This window comes from Variovorax gracilis (assembly GCF_030317115.1).
Lineage (GTDB): Bacteria > Pseudomonadota > Gammaproteobacteria > Burkholderiales > Burkholderiaceae_C > Variovorax > Variovorax gracilis.
In genome coordinates this window covers 1-17,223 of sequence record NZ_JASZYF010000024.1, presented here as the reverse complement: position 1 = coordinate 17,223, position 17,223 = coordinate 1, and the positions used below count along the sequence as shown (strand labels likewise).

At 66.7% G+C, this 17,223-nt stretch carries 19 protein-coding genes; 15 read left to right on the top strand and 4 right to left on the bottom strand.

All coding sequences use genetic code 11. The annotated features are described in order from the left end of the window. Nucleotides 1–81: 81 nt before the first annotated feature. Entirely contained in the window at nucleotides 82–1,548 is a 1,467-nt protein-coding gene (locus QTH97_RS28450) for a DEAD/DEAH box helicase (protein ID WP_286571888.1), read from the top strand. 12 nt (nucleotides 1,549–1,560) lie between these two features. Here the strand turns inward: QTH97_RS28450 and QTH97_RS28445 are convergent, their stop codons facing one another. Then, nucleotides 1,561–2,403, bottom strand: a complete 843-nt coding sequence (locus tag QTH97_RS28445) for a symmetrical bis(5'-nucleosyl)-tetraphosphatase (protein WP_286571887.1) — start codon at nucleotides 2,401–2,403, stop codon at nucleotides 1,561–1,563. A gap of 23 nt (nucleotides 2,404–2,426) precedes the next feature. Between QTH97_RS28445 and QTH97_RS28440 the strand changes: the two genes are divergently transcribed. From QTH97_RS28440 to QTH97_RS28430, 3 genes are all read left to right on the top strand, one after another. Continuing rightward, on the top strand, nucleotides 2,427–3,740 hold the full coding sequence (locus QTH97_RS28440) for a hemolysin family protein (RefSeq protein WP_286571886.1): 1,314 nt from the start codon (nucleotides 2,427–2,429) through the stop codon (nucleotides 3,738–3,740). 104 nt (nucleotides 3,741–3,844) lie between these two features. After that, nucleotides 3,845–5,224 carry a type II toxin-antitoxin system HipA family toxin YjjJ gene (yjjJ, locus tag QTH97_RS28435; protein ID WP_286571885.1) on the top strand — a complete coding sequence of 460 codons (1,380 nt, stop codon included), beginning with the start codon at nucleotides 3,845–3,847 and terminating at the stop codon, nucleotides 5,222–5,224. Between the two features lie 43 nt (nucleotides 5,225–5,267). Beyond that, nucleotides 5,268–6,401 carry a zinc-binding dehydrogenase gene (locus QTH97_RS28430; RefSeq protein WP_286571884.1) on the top strand — a complete coding sequence of 378 codons (1,134 nt, stop codon included), beginning with the start codon at nucleotides 5,268–5,270 and terminating at the stop codon, nucleotides 6,399–6,401. A 39-nt stretch (nucleotides 6,402–6,440) separates the two neighbouring features. Here QTH97_RS28430 and QTH97_RS28425 read toward each other — a convergent pair whose 3' ends face one another. The 3 genes from QTH97_RS28425 to flgA form a co-directional block, all read right to left on the bottom strand. After that, entirely contained in the window at nucleotides 6,441–6,893 is a 453-nt protein-coding gene (locus QTH97_RS28425; protein ID WP_286571883.1) for a flagella synthesis protein FlgN, read from the bottom strand. Next, a complete protein-coding gene (gene flgM, locus QTH97_RS28420) occupies nucleotides 6,890–7,183 on the bottom strand; it encodes a flagellar biosynthesis anti-sigma factor FlgM (RefSeq protein ID WP_286571882.1) in 294 nt (97 codons plus the stop codon). Before flgM ends, QTH97_RS28425 begins: the two co-directional genes overlap by 4 nt. An 84-nt stretch (nucleotides 7,184–7,267) precedes the next feature. After that, the gene (flgA, locus tag QTH97_RS28415; protein ID WP_286571881.1) at nucleotides 7,268–7,978 is read right to left on the bottom strand and encodes a flagellar basal body P-ring formation chaperone FlgA; all 711 of its coding nucleotides are present in this window, start codon (nucleotides 7,976–7,978) and stop codon (nucleotides 7,268–7,270) included. 160 nt (nucleotides 7,979–8,138) lie between these two features. Between flgA and flgB the strand changes: the two genes are divergently transcribed. The 11 genes from flgB to QTH97_RS28360 form a co-directional block, all read left to right on the top strand. Further along, a complete protein-coding gene (gene flgB, locus QTH97_RS28410; RefSeq protein ID WP_286571880.1) occupies nucleotides 8,139–8,546 on the top strand; it encodes a flagellar basal body rod protein FlgB in 408 nt (135 codons plus the stop codon). Between the two features lie 37 nt (nucleotides 8,547–8,583). Beyond that, on the top strand, nucleotides 8,584–8,979 hold the full coding sequence (gene flgC / locus QTH97_RS28405; protein ID WP_286571988.1) for a flagellar basal body rod protein FlgC: 396 nt from the start codon (nucleotides 8,584–8,586) through the stop codon (nucleotides 8,977–8,979). Between the two features lie 20 nt (nucleotides 8,980–8,999). Further along, nucleotides 9,000–9,686, top strand: a complete 687-nt coding sequence (locus tag QTH97_RS28400; protein WP_286571879.1) for a flagellar hook assembly protein FlgD — start codon at nucleotides 9,000–9,002, stop codon at nucleotides 9,684–9,686. A gap of 79 nt (nucleotides 9,687–9,765) precedes the next feature. Then, on the top strand, nucleotides 9,766–10,986 hold the full coding sequence (gene flgE, locus QTH97_RS28395) for a flagellar hook protein FlgE (RefSeq protein ID WP_286571878.1): 1,221 nt from the start codon (nucleotides 9,766–9,768) through the stop codon (nucleotides 10,984–10,986). Between the two features lie 46 nt (nucleotides 10,987–11,032). Further along, nucleotides 11,033–11,776: a flagellar basal body rod protein FlgF gene (locus QTH97_RS28390; protein WP_286571877.1), complete on the top strand. Its 744-nt coding sequence runs from the start codon at nucleotides 11,033–11,035 to the stop codon at nucleotides 11,774–11,776. A gap of 38 nt (nucleotides 11,777–11,814) precedes the next feature. Beyond that, nucleotides 11,815–12,597, top strand: a complete 783-nt coding sequence (gene flgG / locus QTH97_RS28385; protein ID WP_286571876.1) for a flagellar basal-body rod protein FlgG — start codon at nucleotides 11,815–11,817, stop codon at nucleotides 12,595–12,597. 110 nt (nucleotides 12,598–12,707) lie between these two features. Further along, complete coding sequence (locus tag QTH97_RS28380; protein WP_286571987.1) at nucleotides 12,708–13,367, top strand: flagellar basal body L-ring protein FlgH; 660 nt, start codon at nucleotides 12,708–12,710, stop codon at nucleotides 13,365–13,367. Between the two features lie 122 nt (nucleotides 13,368–13,489). Continuing rightward, nucleotides 13,490–14,587 (top strand): flagellar basal body P-ring protein FlgI, encoded by a 1,098-nt coding sequence (locus tag QTH97_RS28375; protein WP_286571986.1) that lies wholly within the window; start codon nucleotides 13,490–13,492, stop codon nucleotides 14,585–14,587. Nucleotides 14,588–14,594: 7 nt separating this feature from the next. Then, on the top strand, nucleotides 14,595–15,608 hold the full coding sequence (gene flgJ, locus QTH97_RS28370) for a flagellar assembly peptidoglycan hydrolase FlgJ (protein ID WP_286571875.1): 1,014 nt from the start codon (nucleotides 14,595–14,597) through the stop codon (nucleotides 15,606–15,608). Nucleotides 15,609–15,670: 62 nt separating this feature from the next. Then, nucleotides 15,671–16,189 carry a chemotaxis protein CheW gene (locus QTH97_RS28365; protein ID WP_286571874.1) on the top strand — a complete coding sequence of 173 codons (519 nt, stop codon included), beginning with the start codon at nucleotides 15,671–15,673 and terminating at the stop codon, nucleotides 16,187–16,189. A 59-nt stretch (nucleotides 16,190–16,248) separates the two neighbouring features. After that, nucleotides 16,249–17,223: MCP four helix bundle domain-containing protein (locus QTH97_RS28360; RefSeq protein WP_286571873.1), on the top strand; the 975-nt coding region annotated here is incomplete at its 3' end.

The following is a 17,223-nucleotide window of genomic DNA, read 5'->3' as shown; positions in this document are numbered from 1 at the left end:
GCGAAGCGACACGCAGTGCGGAAAGCCAGGGGCGAGCAAAAAAAGCTCGGGGCGAGCATAAATGCGACAATAGAGGGCTTAATGACAAGCTCTTTCTCCAATCTCTCCCTGGCCGAACCGCTGGCGCGTGCCGTAGCCGAAATGGGCTACGAGACCATGACGCCCATCCAGGAACAGGCCATTCCGGTGGTTCTGGCGGGCCAGGACGTGATGGGTGCGGCGCAAACCGGCACCGGCAAGACCGCCGCGTTCTCGCTGCCGTTGCTGCAGCGCATGCTCAAGCACGAGAACAGCTCCACCTCGCCCGCGCGCCATCCGGTGCGCGCCCTGGTGCTGCTGCCCACGCGCGAGCTGGCCGATCAGGTCGCCCAGCAGGTGAAGCTCTACGCCAAGTACACCAACCTGCGTAGCGCGGTGGTGTTCGGCGGCATCGACATGAAGCCGCAGACGCTGGAGCTCAAGAAGGGCGTCGAAGTGCTGGTCGCCACTCCCGGGCGGCTGCTCGATCACATCGAGGCCAAGAACGCGGTGCTCAATCAGGTCGAGTACGTCGTACTCGACGAGGCGGACCGCATGCTCGACATCGGCTTCCTGCCCGACCTGCAGCGCATTCTTTCCTACCTGCCCAAGCAGCGCACCACGCTGCTGTTCTCGGCCACCTTCTCGCCCGAAATCAAGCGACTGGCCGGCAGCTACCTGCAGAACCCGGTCACGATCGAAGTGGCCCGGCCGAACGAAACGGCCTCCACGGTGGAACAGCGCTTCTACAGCGTGGGCGACGACGACAAGCGCCGCGCGCTCAAGCAGATCATTCGCCAGCGCGGCATCACCCAGGCCTTCGTCTTCGTCAACAGCAAGCTGGGCTGCGCGCGCCTTGCGCGTTCGCTCGAACGCGAGGGCCTCAAGACCACCGCGCTGCACGGCGACAAGAGCCAGGACGAGCGCCTCAAGGCGCTCGCAGCCTTCAAGGCTGGCGAAGTCGACCTGCTGGTGGCGACCGACGTCGCCGCGCGCGGCCTCGACATCAAGGACGTGCCGGCCGTCTTCAACTTCGACATTCCGTTCAACGCCGAGGACTACGTGCACCGTATCGGGCGCACCGGTCGTGCCGGCGCTTCGGGTCTTGCCGTGAGCTTTGCGAGCGGCGGCAACGACGTGCGCCTGGTCGCCGACATCGAGAAGCTGATCAAGAAGAAGATCGAGCTCGAGGCGATCGAGTTCGAGGAAGATCGCCCGCGCGGCCGCATCAACGACGGGCGCCGCCATTGGCGCGAAGAGGGCGAGGCCGGCGATGCGCGCGACGTGCTCGACACGCTGGACCGCCCCCGCGAACGCAGCGAAGTTCGTCCCGTGCGTGGTGGTCGTCCGCACCGCACCCCTGCGGCGCCGCGCGATCCCTTCTTCGAACAGCCCTATGAGACGCCGGATCGCGAGGCCGCCCCCGCCTGGGAAGCCGCCGCGAAGACCACGCCTGCGCGGGGCATCTCCAGCAACATCAAGACCAAGCGCAAGGTTCCCGCTCTTTTCAAGAGCGTCGAACCGGGTTGATCAAGGGGCGCCTCAGCCCGGCTTCTGTGCCTGCGGGCACTTGACCTGAATCAGTTCTCGCTCCTGCGGCGTTCTGCCGATGCGCACGGCGCTCAGGCAGCCGCCCCACACACAGCCGGTGTCGGTCGACAGCAGGTCGGGGCGAGACACCCACCCCAACGTCGACCAGTGGCCGCATGCCACCGTGGCGTCGGCCGTCCGACGACCGGGCACGTCGAACCAGGGCATGTAGCCCTCGGGTGCCGCGCCCGCGCCATCCTTGCTCTCGAACTCCATCACGCCTTCGGCGGTGCAGAAGCGCAGCCGCGTCAGCGCGTTGACGATGACCCGCAGCCGCGCGCTTCCGGTCAGCGCGTCGTCCCATTGCGCCGGCTCGTTGCCATACATCGTCTGCAGGAACTCGTGCAGCGCCGGTCCGCGCAGCACCGATTCGACCTCGGCGGCGAGCGACAGGACATCGTCGATGCTCCACTGCGGCAGCACGCCCGCGTGCACCATCAGCAGATCGCCGCCGCCGACCTTCTGGTGAAGAGCCATGTGCTGATGGCGCAGCCAATCGAGCATCGCGTCGCGGTCGGGCGCCCCGAGCACGCCGGCGAGCGTGTCCTTGCGGCCGGCCTTGCGCGCGCCGTGGACTACGCCGAGCAGGTGCAGGTCGTGGTTGCCGAGCAGGCTGCGCGCCGAAGCGCCCAGGCGTTGCATGCGGCGCAGCACGTCTGCCGAAGCGGGGCCGCGATTGACCAGGTCGCCCAGCACGACCAGTGTGTCGCGGCTCGGGGAGAAGGCGATGTCGTCGAGGAGGCGCTGCAGGGGCTCGTCGCAGCCCTGCACGTCACCGATCAAGTAAAGTGCCATGTTCCCCATTCTCTCCCGCGTTCATGGATGTTTTCCTCCTGGCTTTGCTGACCACGCTCAATGCGTTGTTCGCAATGTCCGAAATGGCCCTTTCCACCAGCCGCCGCGCGCGCCTCGCTGCCCTGGCCGAAACGGGGGATGCGGGCGCTGCCGCGGCGCTCAAGCTCATGCAGGATCCGACGCAGTTCCTGTCGAGCGTTCAGATCGGGATCACCTCCATCGGCATGCTGAGCGGCATCGTGGGTGAGGCCGCGTTCGCGGAGCCCCTGGCTGCGTGGATGCGCACGGTCGGCATGGGCACCGGCACCGCCAGCATTGCCTCCACGGCGGTGGTGGTGACCTGCATCACCTTCTTCACGATCATCTTCGGCGAACTGGTGCCCAAGCGCATCGGCCAGCTCTACCCCGAGCCCGTTGCGCGCTACGTGGCACGGCCGATGCGTGGCCTCGCCACTGCGGCCAAGCCCTTCGTGCTGCTGCTTTCGGGGGCGACGGCCGCCGTGCTCAAGCTCCTGCGCATCGACTCGAACGCCGCGAGGGTGGTGACCGAGGAAGAAATCTCCGCCAGCCTGGAAGAGGGTGTCGATGCGGGCGTGATCGAGATGCACGAGCACCAGATGGTGCGCAATGTGTTCCACCTCGACGATCGCAGGCTCACATCGCTGATGGTTCCGCGCGCTGACATCGAGTGGCTCGAGGCCTCCTTCACCATTGCCCAGTGCCTGCAGAAGGTGTCGGCGGCCGGTGCGCTCAACCTGGTGCATTCGTGGTATCCCGTCTGCCGCAACTCGCTGGACGACGTCGTCGGCGTGGTGAGCGTGGCGCAGCTGCTGCGGCTCGGTCCCGACCATGAGGGAACGGTCGAGCCGGTCGTCCAGCCGGCCGTGTTCGTGCCCGAGACGCTGACCGGCATGGAACTGCTCGAGCAGTTCCGCTCGCGCGCCGGCCGGCTCGTGTTCGTGGTCGACGAATACGGCGTGGTTCAGGGCCTGATGACACCTCGCGACTTGCTCGAAGCCATCACTGGCGAGCTGCAAGTCGCCACCCACGCCGAGGCCTGGGCGCGCGAGCGTCCGGATGGCGTGTGGGAGCTCGATGGCCTGATGCCCGTGTCCGAACTGCGCGCACGGCTCGGCATCCGCGAGCTGCCGGACGAGGACCGCGGGCGCTACAACACGGTCGCGGGCCTGCTGATGTTCGTGTCCGGCCAGCTGCCGGAGGTCGGCGAGCGCATCGACTGCGCGGGCTGGTGCTTCGAGGTGGCCGAGCTGGACGGCAAGCGCATCGACAGGGTGCTGGCCTATCCGGATGCGGGTGCGGAGGATCTGGCGCCCTGAGTCGTCTGATCGTCCACAAAATCATCTCAAAATAAGCGAAAAAATCATACATTTCTCTATGAGAGAATGAGAAGTATCTTCTCAAGAATCTTCTCATAAAGAGCATGCGAGCCCGCAATCAAGCTGTGCGCGACCAATTGGCCGCGCAGCTCGCCCGGCGGTCGATGATGAGTGCTGCCGAGCTTGCCGAAGCGATCGGCGTCAGTGTTCCGACGCTCCATCGCCTGCTGGCGGAGTTGGGGGACCAACTCGTGAGGAGTGGCAAGGCACGTCGTGCGCGCTACGCACTGCGACGACCGGTGCGGGGCGACATCGCCGATCTGCCCTTGTACGAGGTGGATTCCGACGGCCGAGCCGAACTCGTCAGTCACCTCACGTCCGTCTCGCCGCGAGGCACCCTGATGAACATCGCGGATACGGGCTGGCCTGTTGACGATGAATCGCGCGATGGTTGGTGGGACGGCCTGCCGTACCCGCTCTACGACATGCGTCCGCAGGGCTACATGGGGCGCCAGTTCGCGCGTGCGGAGCACCGTCAACTGGCGGTTCCTGCCGATCCGGGCGAGTGGTCGGACGACGACGTCCTCTATGTGCTCAGCCGAAGGGGCTGGGACGTCAGCGGCAATCTCATCCTCGGCGATTTGGCCTGCGAGCGCTGGCTTCAAGGCAAGGTCGCACCTCCCGAACCGCTCGACGGTTCGAAGGCAGGCGCCGCCTACGCGCAGTTGGCTGAGCACGCCATCGCGGCAGGCGTGCCGGGATCGAGTGCCGGCGGCGAGTTTCCGAAATTCACGGCGCTGCGCACCCTGGAAGGGCAATCGACACCGCATGTGCTGGTGAAGTTCTCCGGTGCCGATGGTTCGCCGGCGGTCCGGCGTTGGGCCGACCTGCTGGTAGCTGAACACCTGGCTCTGCAGTGCGCCGCCACAATGCCCGGCGTTGCGAGTGCAAGAAGCCGCGTCGTCACGCATGCGGGCCGGACTTTCCTCGAGGTGGAGCGCTTCGACCGCCTCGGCATGTTCGGCAGGAGTCGTCTCTGCAGCCTCGAAACGGTCAACGCCGCGTTGATCGGTGATGGTTCGATGGACTGGACCCGGATTGCCGGCCGGCTCGTCCGCGCAGCGCTGCTGTCGGCACAAGACGAGAGCCGCATCCAGCATCTCTGGTGGTTCGGCCGGCTGATCGCCAACACGGACATGCATCTGGGCAACCTCAGCTTCAGGCCGCAGGACGTGCTGGTGTTGGCGCCCGTCTATGACATGGTGCCGATGTTCTACGCGCCGTTGCCCGGTGGCGAGGTTCCCCCGCGCATTTTCGAGCCACCGTTGCCATTGCCCTCCCAGCGCGAAGTGTGGGCTGCGGCGTGCGAAGCCGCTCACCTCTTCTGGACCCGTGTTTCCAGCGACAGGCGCATCAGCGAGGCCTTCAGGACCCTCGCTGCCGCGAATGCCCGGCTGCTGCAGGAGCGCTCCGAGCAGGTCTGACCCCCCACTCCTATACTGGCCGCCCCCAGCCCCGGAGACCCTCATGACCCAGCCCGCCACCACGCTCCAGATCCGCACCCTCGTCCGCAACAACGGCGAACTCGAACTGTCACTGCAGGAGGAGGCGATCCCGCAACCCGCCGCGAACGAAGTCGTCGTCCGCGTCGAGGCAGCGCCGATGAACCCGTCGGACCTCGGCCTGCTCTTCGGCGCCGCGGACTTGCGGACCGCCAAGGCCTCCGGCACCGCAGCCCGGCCGGTCGTGACCGCCAGCATCCCCGAACTCGCCATGAAGAGCATGGCCGCGCGCTTGGACCAGTCCATGCCGGTCGGCAACGAAGGCGCCGGCGTGGTGGTGGCTGCGGGTGCCTCGCCCGAGGCACAAGCGCTCCTGGGCAAGACGGTCGCGATGATCGGCGGCGCGATGTACACCCAGTACCGTTGCATCGACGCCGCCCAGTGCATGCGGCTGCCCGAGGGTGCGACGCCGGCCGACGGCGCATCCTCCTTCGTCAACCCGCTCACGGCGCTTGGCATGGTCGAGACGATGCGCCGCGAAGGCCACAAGGCGCTGGTCCACACCGCGGCGGCCTCCAACCTCGGCCAGATGCTCAATCGCATCTGCATCCAGGACGGCGTCGGCCTGGTCAACATCGTCCGCAAGAAGGAGCAGGAGGACATCCTGCGCGGCATCGGCGCCAAGTACGTGTGCAACGCCACCTCGCCCGACTTCATGCAGGAACTGACGGACGCGCTGGCGGCCACCGGCGCGACGCTGGCGTTCGACGCCATCGGCGGCGGCAAGCTGGCCGGCCAGATCCTCACGTGCATGGAAGCGGCCATCAACAGGACGGCCAAGGAATACAGCCGCTATGGCTCCACGGTCCACAAGCAGGTCTACATCTACGGCGGGCTGGATCGCGGTCCCACCGAGTTCACGCGCGGATTCGGCATGACATGGGGCATGGGGGGCTGGCTGCTGTTCCCCTTCCTCCAGAAAATCGGCGTCGAAGGGGCGCAGAAGCTGAAGGCGCGCGTGGCGGCGGAACTCAAGACGACCTTTGCGAGCCGCTACACCAAGGAGGTGTCGCTGGTCGAAGCGCTGGGGCTGGACGAGATCGCGGTGTACTCGAAGCACGCGACAGGCGAGAAGTACCTGCTCAATCCGAACAAGTAGGCGAGCGCCGCGCCTCGGGGCGCCCGCCGGTCGACCCGATCAGCCGAGGGCGAGCCGCGTGCCGTTGCTGGAGGTCTTGCGCACGCCGTCCGGACCATAGAAGAGCTGCACGCTGGACTGCAGGAAGTGCAGCGCCTTCTGCGTGAAGTCGAGGTGCGTGTAGACGATCGAGCCGTTGCGCAGGTTGTGGGCGCGGGCACGTTCGGCGAGTTCGAGCAGGGCGGTCCAGGCCTGGCGGGTCGCTTCGCCTCCGGCAGCCGCCGCGGCGTCGGCGCCGGCGGCACCAGGTTCGAATCCCAGCGCGGCCTGTGCGGTTTCGCGCTGGCGGTCAAGTTCGGCGATGCGATCCAGCAGCTGCGTCTTCTGTTCCGAGATCGCCTCCAGGTCGCCGAAGCGGCCGTTCGACATGGCTTGCTCTTCAGCGTCCAGGACCGTGAGGAACTCCTCGACGCAGGATTTCTCCGCGTGGAGGTAAAGCAGCATGGTGTTCATGGATTCTTCTTGGAATCGAGCAGATCGCGGACGCTGTCCAGCAGACCGCTGGCGATGCGCTCGGGGTTGACCTGGTAGCGACCCGCGCGGATGTCCTCGCGGATCGCCGCGACGCGCGCCGCGTCGAAATCGCTGCCGCCCGGGGCGGCAGGCAGGGCGTGAATCTGACCCGACACTTGTGCTGCCTCCTTGGCGCGCTCCGCGGCTTCGGCGCCGGACGCAGGGGCGGTGACCGCCTTGGAAGTGCGGGGGAGAGGCGTTGCCGAGGGGGCGGATTGATCAATTTTCAAGATGGTTCCTCAAAGGGCTGACCCGTATATCGGCCGGCGGGGCGGGATCTTTAGGCTCTCTATGTCACAAATTGCGGGTTCAGGCTACTGCGACAGCCGGATCTGCCCATCTTCGCCGGCAATGCCCGTCAGCAGGCGGCCATCGCGCGTCTTGGCCTGCACGGTGGCGCCGATCTCCGCCCGGGTCATGGCCTTGCCTTCGGTGCTGACGACAAATCCCTGCCCCTGCGCGACCAGGTGCACGGTCTGGCCTTGCTGGATCACCACCGCGCCGCGCATCAGCTCCTTGCGCAGCGGTGCGCCGGCGGCGACGCGATTGGCCGTCACGACCCCTTGAAGCGCGGCGGCGTCCGTGATGACGGAGCGCGGCAGGGCGCTGAGATCGCCCGTGCGCTCGACGACATCCCCGGCGCCGACCGCCTCGCCGGCCTCGATCGCGCGCGCGGCGACGTAGTAGCGGCCTTCCACGGCCACGTGGACCGGCACGAATCGCATCCAGGGCTTGTCGCCGCGGCAACGCAGGCCGACCGACACGCGTCCCCACGGCGCGGCCCCGGCCGGCATGAAAGCCTCGAAGTCATTGCAAGGCGGAAAGACGGTCGATGCGGACGCCTTGACGATGAACGTCACCTTGCCTGGCAGGCCGGCCGTCTGCACCTGCAGGAACTTGTCGATCGCGGAACGGGCCGCATCCGGCAGCGGCGCCGCGGCGAATGCGCTCGCCGCGCCCATGCCGGCCATGACCGTCGGCAGGGCGGTGCGCAGAAGGCGGCTCCAGGGCTTGCGTAGTTCCATCGCGGTCGATTCTAGGAAGACACCCCTCCCGCCGAAGGTGCGAAGTGCTGGAGAAAACCCCCTTTGTTCGGCCCATTGCAAAAGAGAGGCGTGCATAGACTCGCTTTCCATCAGTCGCCATGCCCTCGTGCGGAAGCGATGCCTCAACTGATGGAACCACATGATCGACAAGCTGGATGCAGCGCTTCGCTTCAACCGCGAAGCACTCAATCTCAGGGCGCAGCGCCAGGAAGTGCTGGCCTCCAACATCGCCCACGCCGACACGCCGAACTACAAGGCGCGCGACTTCGATTTCAACAGCCGGCTCGCGCAGGCCGTGGAGCAGGGCCGGCAGTCGCAGTCCGTGGCGATGGCGACCACTTCGTCGCGCCACCTGGAAGGCGTCGCCAAGGCGATGCCCGACCAGGACCTGCTCTATCGCGTGCCGAGCCAATCCAGCATTGACGGAAACACCGTCGAGATGGATGCCGAGCGCATCAATTTCGCCGACAACGCGCTGCGCTACGAGTCGAACCTCACCGTGCTCGGCGCCAAGATCAAGACGCTGTTGTCGGCGGTCCAGCAGTAAGCGCCCGGAGACCCGCATGCCGTACCCCAGCTCCTCCATGAACATCTTCAGCGTGGCGGGCTCCGCCATGGCGGCGCAATCGCAGCGCATGAACGTGACCGCGAGCAACCTCGCCAACGCCGAGAGCGTCGCCGGCCCCGATGGCCAGCCCTACCGAGCCAAGCAGGTCGTCTTCGAAGTGGCCGCCTCGGGCCAGCAGGACATCGGCGGCGTCAAGGTCGCGAGCGTGATCGAGGACTCCTCGCCCGCCAAGCTGGTCTTCGACCCCAAGAGCCCGCACGCCAATGCCGATGGCTACGTGGCGATGCCCAACGTCAACGTGGTCGAAGAGATGACCAACATGATCTCCGCCTCGCGCAGCTACCAGGCCAACGTCGAGGTGCTCAACACCGCCAAGACGCTGATGCTCAAGACGCTCACCGTCGGCCAGTAAACCCTCACAGAAAGCCCTTCATGGCCATCGCAGACACCTCCTCCATCACCGGCTCCAACGCGGCCAGCGCAGCGGCGAGCACCGCCAGCGTCTCGAACTCGGACAGCGAGCAGCGCTTCCTCAAGCTGCTGGTGACGCAGCTCAACAACCAGGACCCGCTCAATCCGATGGAGAACGCCGAGCTCACCTCGCAGCTCGCGCAGATGAGCACGGTGAGCGGCATCGAGAAGCTCAACGCCACGCTGTCGGGCCTGGTGAGCCAGACCGGCTCCAACCAGGTGCTGCAGGCGGCATCGCTCATCGGCTACAACGTGCTGTCGCCCGGCGACACGCTCCAGACAAGCGCGCCGGAGGACGGCAAGGACCCGGCGGTCCAGGCCTTCGCGGTTCAGTTGCCCGGGACGGCCGGCGACGTCGAAATCAAGATCGTCGACGCCGCCGGCAAGACCGTGCGCACCATCGACGCAGGCGCCATGACCGAAGGCGTCAACGCCGTGACCTGGGACGGCAAGGACGATTCCGGCAACGTGGTGCCGGCCGGCGCCTACCAGTTCAAGGTGGCCGCCACCAACGATGGCGCCACCGTGGCGGCGACCTCGCTCACCTTCGCGCAGGTGGCCGCGGTCAAGCAGGGCGCGAGCGGCGTCACGCTCGAACTCGCATCGGGCAAGAGCATCGCCCTCTCCGACGTGCGCATGTTCCTCTGACATCCCATCCTTCTTCCCCCTCGGCGGCAGCCCAGGTGCTGCGGCCGCTCTTTCATCGCACTGAAACAAGGAATCCCTCATGAGTTTCTCCCAAGGCATCAGCGGGCTCGGCGTGGCCGCCGCGAACCTCGACGTCATCGGCAACAACATCGCCAACTCGGGCACCGTGGGCTACAAGTCTGCCGCCGCAACCTTCCAGGACGTGTACGCCGGCTCGCGCGTCGGCCTCGGCGCATCGGTGTCGGGCGTGGTGCAGAACTTCACGCAGGGCGTGACGCAGACCAGCAGCCGCCCGCTCGACGTCGCCATCCTCAACGGCGATGGCTTCTACCGACTCGCCAGCGCCAGCGGTGAAGTCATGTACTCGCGCAACGGCCAGTTCACCAAGGACAAGGACGGCTACATCGTCAACGCCTCGGGCCTCCGCCTCACGGGCTATGGTGTCAATGCCAGCGGCGGCATCAGTGGCGGCACGCCGACGGCGATCCAGATCCCGACGGGCGGCATGGCACCGAAGGCGACCACCAGCGTCCAGGCCGAGTTCAACCTCGACTCGCGTGAAGCCGTGCCGACCAAGACACCTTTCAACGCCAACGACTCCGACACCTTCAACTACTCGAACGCGATCGGCCCGGTCTATGACTCGCTGGGCAATCCGCACGACCTCGCGGTGTACTTCGTGAAGTCCGCCACCCCGGCCAACACCTGGAACGTCTACGGCACGATGGACGGCGCCACCATGAACGGCGGTGCCGCGCTGACGACGGCCACCTTCGACACCAACGGCAACCTCACGGCGCCGGCGGGCGGCACGCTGACGCTGCCGGTGCAGACCTACACGACCGGTGCGGCCCCGGCCACCATGACCGTCGACCTTTCGGGCACGACCCAGCGCGGCGCCACCAATGGCATGCGGGCCCTCGCGCAGGACGGCTACACCTCCGGCGAACTGACCTCCTACTCGATCAACCCCGACGGCACCATCACCGGCAAGTTCTCCAACGAGCAGACCCAGTTGCTCGGTCAGGTCGTGCTGTCGTCCTTCGCCAATCCCAATGGCCTGGAGCCCAAGGGCGAGAACATGTGGGCCGAGACGCTGGCCTCCGGCCAGGCACTCACCGGCACGCCGGGCGAGGGCACCAAGCTGGGCTCGCTCGAATCCGGCGCGCTCGAATCCTCCAACGTCGACCTGACCTCCGAGCTGGTGAACCTCATCGTCGCGCAGCGCAACTACCAGGCCAATGCGCAGACCGTGAAGACGCAGGACCAGGTCATGCAGACGCTGATGAACATCCGCTGACCTTCGCGGCTGAACACACGCAGTCCCCCATTTCCAGGAGCAAGCAGTGGATCGAATGTTGTATGTCGCCTTGAGCGGCGCCAAGCAGGCCATGGAGCAGCAGGCCTCGGTCGCCCACAACATGGCGAACGTCTCGACGCCGGGCTTCCGTGCGCAGATCAACAGCTTCCGCGCCGTGCCCGTGGTAGGCGAGGAATCGCCGACGCGCGCCTTCGTCGCCGCGACCACGCCCGGCGCCGACTTCACTCACGGTCCGCTGACCGAAACGGGCCGCGAACTCGACGTCGCGGTGCGCGGCGAAGGCTGGTTCGTGGTGCAGGTGCCCGGCGGCGGCGAGGCCTACACCCGCGTGGGCAACCTCCAGGTGGGTGCGGACGGGCAGGTGATGACCATGGGCTCCCGTCCGGTCGTCGGCGATGCCGGCGCGCTGGTGATCCCGCCCGGGTCCACCGTGACCATCGCATCCGACGGCTCGATCGCCGCGCGCGGCGCCGGCGATCCGGCGACCGGCGTAGCCCAGGTCGGCCGCCTGAAGCTCGTCAATCCGCCGACCGCCGATCTCGTCCGCGGTGATGACGGCCTCTTCCGCATGCGCGAAGGCCTGCCGCCGGCGGAAGCCGACCCGGCCGTGACCGTCGCGCCCGGCGTCGTCGAAGGCAGCAACGTCAATCCGGTCGAAACCATGGTCGCCATGATCGCCAACGGACGCAGCTTCGAAATGCAGATGAAGGCGATCTCGACCGCCGACACCAACGCGCAGTCGGCCAACAAGCTGCTGGCCTACGGCTGAGCCGGACCCCGCCCGCAATCCCCCGCAGGAGTAATTCAATGATTCGTTCCCTTTACGTCGCCAAGACGGGCCTCGAGGCCCAGCAGACGCAACTCGACGTCGTGTCCAACAACCTCGCCAACGTCGGCACCACGGGCTTCAAGAAGAGCCGCGCCGTGTTCGAGGACCTGATGTACCAGAACCTGCGTCAGGTCGGTGGCCAGACCTCCGACCAGACGCGCCTGCCTTCGGGCCTGCAAGTGGGCACCGGCGTGCGTGTGGTCGCCACCGAGCGCATGCATTCGCAGGGCAACATGACCAAGACGGACAACCCGAAGGACGTCGCCATCAACGGCGCCGGCTTCTTCCAGGTGCTGATGCCGGACGGCACGACCTCGTACTCGCGCGACGGTTCCTTCCAGACCGACCGCGACGGCCAGCTCGTCACCGCGAGCGGCTTTCCCATCCAGCCGGCAATCACCATCCCGCAGAACGCCACCAGCCTCACGGTGGGTCGCGACGGCATCGTGTCGGTCACGCAGGCGGGCAGCACTGCCACCGTGCAGGTCGGTCAGCTCCAGCTCGCGACCTTCCTCAATCCGACCGGCCTCCAGAGCATGGGCGAGAACCTCTACACCGAGACCGATTCGTCCGGCGCACCGAACCTGGTGAACCCCGGCGTCGACGGCGCCGGCATCCTGAGCCAGGGCTACACCGAGGCTTCGAACGTCAACGTGGTGGAAGAGCTGGTCAACATGATCGCGACGCAGCGCGCGTACGAGATCAACAGCAAGGCGGTCCAGACGTCCGACCAGATGCTGCAACGTCTGACCCAGTTGTGATGACCCCCAGGCTTCGCGCACTGCGTGTCGCTTCGCCAGCCCCCTTGCAGGGGGCAACACCAGCGGGCCGGCAGAGCCGGTTCCGCGGCGTTTGTGGCATCCGGCACTTGATGCTCCTTTTTATCGTCGTGCTGGCGACGGGCTGTGCGCAGCTTCCGCGCGATCCACTGGTGCACCAGCCGATGACGGCGCGCGCTGATTCGATGGATGCATTGCAGCTACGGCCCGGGACGGGCGCGATCTTCCAGGCCGCCGGGCGCGACGTCGCGTTGTTCGAGGACCGCCGGCCGCGCAACGTCGGCGACATCCTGACCATCGTCATCAGCGAGAAGCTCAACGCCAGCAAGAACTCCGGCGCCAACGCGAGCCGCAACGGCAGCATGGGCGCGACCTTCGAGTCCGTGCCCAAGGTGCTCGGCGGACTGCTGCGGGACCAGGACGCCAAGATGTCCGGCACCAACGCCCTCATCGCGAAGGGCGGCGCCAACGCGGCCAACAACTTCAACGGCGTGATCACCGTCACGGTGACCGACGTGCTCGCCAACGGCAACCTGCAGGTGAGCGGCGAGAAGCAGATGGGCATCAACCAGGGGACCGAATTCATTCGCTTCTCCGGCGTGGTGAACCCGCGCACCGTCACCGGCAACAACACGGTGCTGTCGACGCAGGTGGCCGACGCACGCATCGAATACACGGCCAAGGGCTACATCGACGAGGCACAGCACATGGGCTGGATGCAGCGCTTCTTCCTCAATGTCATGCCGTTCTAGATATGAAACACCCCCAGTCTTCGCGCACTTCGTGTCGCTGCGCCAACCCCCTTGCACAGGGCAATGCCGGCGGCCCGGCAAAGCCGGCTCCGCGGCATTTCTGGAAGCGGCCTTTCAACGTCCTGGTTCGTTGGGGACTTGTCGCCACCTGCTCCGCTGCCTTGTTGTCGCCCGCGCATGCGGAGCGGCTCAAGGAACTCGCCAGCATCCAGGGCATGCGTGACAACCCGCTGATCGGCTACGGGCTGATGGTGGGACTGGACGGCACCGGCGACCAGACGATGCAGACGCCGTTCACGACACAGAGCCTGAACAACATGCTGCAGCAGCTCGGCATCACGATCCCGCAGGGCGTGAACATGCAACTCAAGAACGTGGCGGCGGTGATGGTCACGGCCACGCTGCCTTCGTTCGCGAGGCCGGGGCAGAGCATCGACGTGACGGTGTCGTCCATGGGCAATGCCAAGAGCCTGCGCGGCGGCACGCTGCTGATGACGCCGCTCAAGGGCGTGGACGGCGCGGTGTATGCCATCGCGCAGGGGAACATGGTCGTCGGCGGTGCGGGCGCATCGGCCAACGGCACCAAGGTGCAGATCAACCAGCTCAGCTCGGGCCGGATTCCGGCCGGCGCCATCGTCGAGCGCACGGTCGAGGCCTCCGTCGGTGGCGAAGGCATGTTCACGCTGGAACTCATGCGCTCGGACTTCGGCACGGCCCAGAGGACGGTCGAGGCCATCAACCGCCAGTTCGGCGAAGGCATCGCCGACGCAGTGGACGCCCGAGTGATCCGCGTGCGCGCGCCCGAATCGCCGCAGGCGCGCGTCGGCTTCCTTGCGCGCCTCGAAAGCCTGGAAGTCACGCCGACCCAGGCCGCGGCCAGGGTGGTCGTCAACGCGCGCACCGGTTCCGTCGTGATGAACCAGGCCGTGCGCGTGGGCGACTGCGCGGTCGCGCACGGCAACCTGTCGGTGGTCATCAACACCGAGCCGGTGATCAGCCAGCCGGGTCCGTTCTCGAATGGCAGCACGGTCGTCGCGCAAACCTCGCAGGTCTCGGTCAATCAGGGCGGCGGCGCGCTGCAGATGGTGCGTGGCGGGGCTTCGCTCGCGGACGTGATCAAGGGGCTGAACGCGCTGGGCGCCAATCCGCAGGACCTGGTGTCCATCCTGCAAGCCATGAAGTCGGCCGGCGCCCTGCGCGCCGAGCTCGAGATCATCTGAGGCCGTCATGGCGATCTCCGCAGCCACTCCAAGGACCGGCGCCGATGCGGCGAGCCGCACCGGCGCGCTCGACCAGCGGTTTGCCCTCGACGTGCAGGGGGTCGATGCGCTGCGGCGCACCGTCCGTAATTCGCCCGAGGAAGGCCTGAAGCAGGTCTCGCGGCAGTTCGAGGCACTGTTCATGAGCATGGTGCTCAAGAGCATGCGGGAGGCCTCGCCCTCCAGCGGCCTGCTCGACAGCCAGAGCGAGAAGATCTACACGTCGATGCTCGACCAGCAGCTCACGCAGAGCCTGTCGGGGCGTGGCGTGGGCCTGGCCGAGGCGATGCTCGCCCAGCTCCAGCGCAGCATCGCCACGGGCGTTTCCGACGACGGGGCGGAACCGGCCGCCATGTCGCTGCTGCCACGCGGCGGCTTGCCGCTGCATGCGCAATCGGGCATTCCGCTCGGGTCCTCGCCGTCACAACCCACGCAAGTCGCCCAGCCCTCGTCGGCGCGGGTCGACCTGAGCCTCTACCAGGTCAACAACGACCGCTCGGGCAACGGATCGAATGCCGCCGCGAACCTTCAGAGTCATGTCGACCAGTTCGTCAACCGCATGGGTGCATCGGCGCAGGCCGCAAGCAATGCGAGCGGTGTTCCAGCGCCGCTGATCCTGGCGCAGGCCGCGCTCGAATCCGGCTGGGGCAAGCGCGAGATCCGCGCGGACGACGGCACGCAGAGCTTCAACCTGTTCGGCATCAAGGCCGACCGGAGCTGGCAGGGCCCGGTGGTCGAGACCACCACCACCGAATACGTCGACGGCGAGCCCCAGCGCATTCGCGCGAAGTTCAGGGCCTATGCCTCCTACGACGAGGCCTTCACCGACTACGCGCGCTTCATGACGCGCAATCCGCGCTACGCCAACGTGCTGGCCACCGACAACCCCACCGAAGCCGCGCACGGACTGCAGCGTGCCGGCTACGCGACCGATCCGCAGTACGGGCAGAAGCTCGTTCGCATCATGCAGAAATTCGGCTGATCGGCGCGCAGCCGGCCGCCCCGCTTCCTGAACAACCCTCCCAGCCCACGCAAAGGACTTCCATGGCAGAGATCAAGAGCCTTCATCAACACGCGGGCGGCGCTGCCTCCGCGGCCCTCGCGAACGCAAACCGGCTGGAGGTGGTCACCTTCACGCTGGGCGAGGAGGAATACGGCATCGACATCCAGAAGGTGCAGGAGCTTCGGGGGTACGACGCGGTGACGCGGATCGCGAATGCGCCGGACTACATCAAGGGGGTGGTGAACCTGCGCGGGATCATCGTTCCGATCATCGACATGCGCATCAAGTTTGCGCTGGGCACGCCGAGCTACGACCAGTTCACGGTGGTGATCGTGCTGAACATCGGCGGTCGGGTGGTGGGGATGGTGGTGGACAGCGTGTCGGACGTGATCACGCTGTCGGCCGAACAGATCAAGCCGGCGCCGGAGATGGGCTCGGTGCTGGACACGGACTACCTGATCGGCCTGGGCACGCTGGACGAGCGGATGCTGATCCTGGTGGACATCGACCGGCTCATGTCCAGCGAGGACATGGGCCTCATCGAGAAGATGGCGGCCTGAGGGGGCTTCGCCGGCAGGCAGACGAAATAACGGACACAACAGACGTATTTGGAGAAGCGATGAAGGATTGGAAGATTGGTACCCGCCTGGGTGGCGGTTTTGCGTTGGTGCTCGCCCTGGTGGCCGTCATCGCGGGCGTCGGCGTGATGCGGCTGCAGAGCGTGGGCGAAGCCACGCACGAGCTGGCGAGGGGTTCGCTGGAGAAGGAACGCCTGGCCGCGAGCTGGCTGCTTGCCACCAGCACAAACAGCGTGCGCACCTTCGCCTTGCTCAAGAGCAATGACCCCGAGGTGCAGGAGTTCCTGCAGAAGAACATGAGCAAGACCAGCGCCATCATCTCGGAGACGCAGAAGAAGCTCGAGGATGTACTGGCATCGCCCGAAGAACTCGCGCTGAGCGCCGACATCAAGAAGAAGCGCGCCGAGTACGTCGACCTTCGCAGCGCGATCCTCAAGCTCAAGGCCGAAGGCAATCTCGCGGAGGCCACACGGCTCAGCGGCGAGAAGCTCCTGTCCACGCTCGAGAACTACGACGCGAGCATCCGCGCCATGCTGAGCCACCAGCAGGCGCAGATCGACAAATCGGCCACGGCGATCGACGCGCTCTATCGCTCGGGCCGTACCAACGTGGTTGTCCTGTCCCTGCTGGCGATCGCACTCGGCGCGCTGCTCGCATGGCGGCTGACGCGCAGCATCGTCGAGCCGATCGACGAGGCACTGCTGATCGCCGAGACCGTCGCCTCGGGCGACCTCAGCCAGGAGTTCGAGACCCAACGCGGCGGCGACTTCGGCCGGCTGCTGCGCGGCATGGGCGAAATGGAAGACACGCTCACCGACCTCGTGAGCCGCATCAGGACCGCCACCCATTCGATCGTGGTGGCGTCGAAGGAGATCGCCGCCGGCAACCAGGACCTGTCGTCGCGTACCGAGGAGCAGGCCAGTTCGCTGGAGCAGACGGCGGCGTCGATGGAGGAACTCACGAGCACGGTGAAGCAGAACGCGGACAACGCTCGCCAGGCCAACCAGCTGGCGGCA

Excerpts from the sequence above, each read along its gene's own strand:
- QTH97_RS28450 (WP_286571888.1), top strand. The coding sequence starts at position 82 with ATGACAAGCTCTTTCTCCAATCTCTCCCTGGCCGAACCGCTGGCGCGT.
- QTH97_RS28425 (WP_286571883.1), bottom strand. The coding sequence starts at position 6,893 with ATGAACACCATGCTGCTTTACCTCCACGCGGAGAAATCCTGCGTCGAG.
- flgG (WP_286571876.1), top strand. The coding sequence starts at position 11,815 with ATGATTCGTTCCCTTTACGTCGCCAAGACGGGCCTCGAGGCCCAGCAG.
- QTH97_RS28430 (WP_286571884.1), top strand. The coding sequence starts at position 5,268 with ATGACCCAGCCCGCCACCACGCTCCAGATCCGCACCCTCGTCCGCAAC.
- flgE (WP_286571878.1), top strand. The coding sequence starts at position 9,766 with ATGAGTTTCTCCCAAGGCATCAGCGGGCTCGGCGTGGCCGCCGCGAAC.
- QTH97_RS28445 (WP_286571887.1), bottom strand. The coding sequence starts at position 2,403 with ATGGCACTTTACTTGATCGGTGACGTGCAGGGCTGCGACGAGCCCCTG.
- flgJ (WP_286571875.1), top strand. The coding sequence starts at position 14,595 with ATGGCGATCTCCGCAGCCACTCCAAGGACCGGCGCCGATGCGGCGAGC.
- flgC (WP_286571988.1), top strand. The coding sequence starts at position 8,584 with ATGAACATCTTCAGCGTGGCGGGCTCCGCCATGGCGGCGCAATCGCAG.
- flgB (WP_286571880.1), top strand. The coding sequence starts at position 8,139 with ATGATCGACAAGCTGGATGCAGCGCTTCGCTTCAACCGCGAAGCACTC.
- flgA (WP_286571881.1), bottom strand. The coding sequence starts at position 7,978 with ATGGAACTACGCAAGCCCTGGAGCCGCCTTCTGCGCACCGCCCTGCCG.
- QTH97_RS28400 (WP_286571879.1), top strand. The coding sequence starts at position 9,000 with ATGGCCATCGCAGACACCTCCTCCATCACCGGCTCCAACGCGGCCAGC.
- yjjJ (WP_286571885.1), top strand. The coding sequence starts at position 3,845 with ATGCGAGCCCGCAATCAAGCTGTGCGCGACCAATTGGCCGCGCAGCTC.
- QTH97_RS28380 (WP_286571987.1), top strand. The coding sequence starts at position 12,708 with ATGCTCCTTTTTATCGTCGTGCTGGCGACGGGCTGTGCGCAGCTTCCG.
- QTH97_RS28440 (WP_286571886.1), top strand. The coding sequence starts at position 2,427 with ATGGATGTTTTCCTCCTGGCTTTGCTGACCACGCTCAATGCGTTGTTC.
- QTH97_RS28365 (WP_286571874.1), top strand. The coding sequence starts at position 15,671 with ATGGCAGAGATCAAGAGCCTTCATCAACACGCGGGCGGCGCTGCCTCC.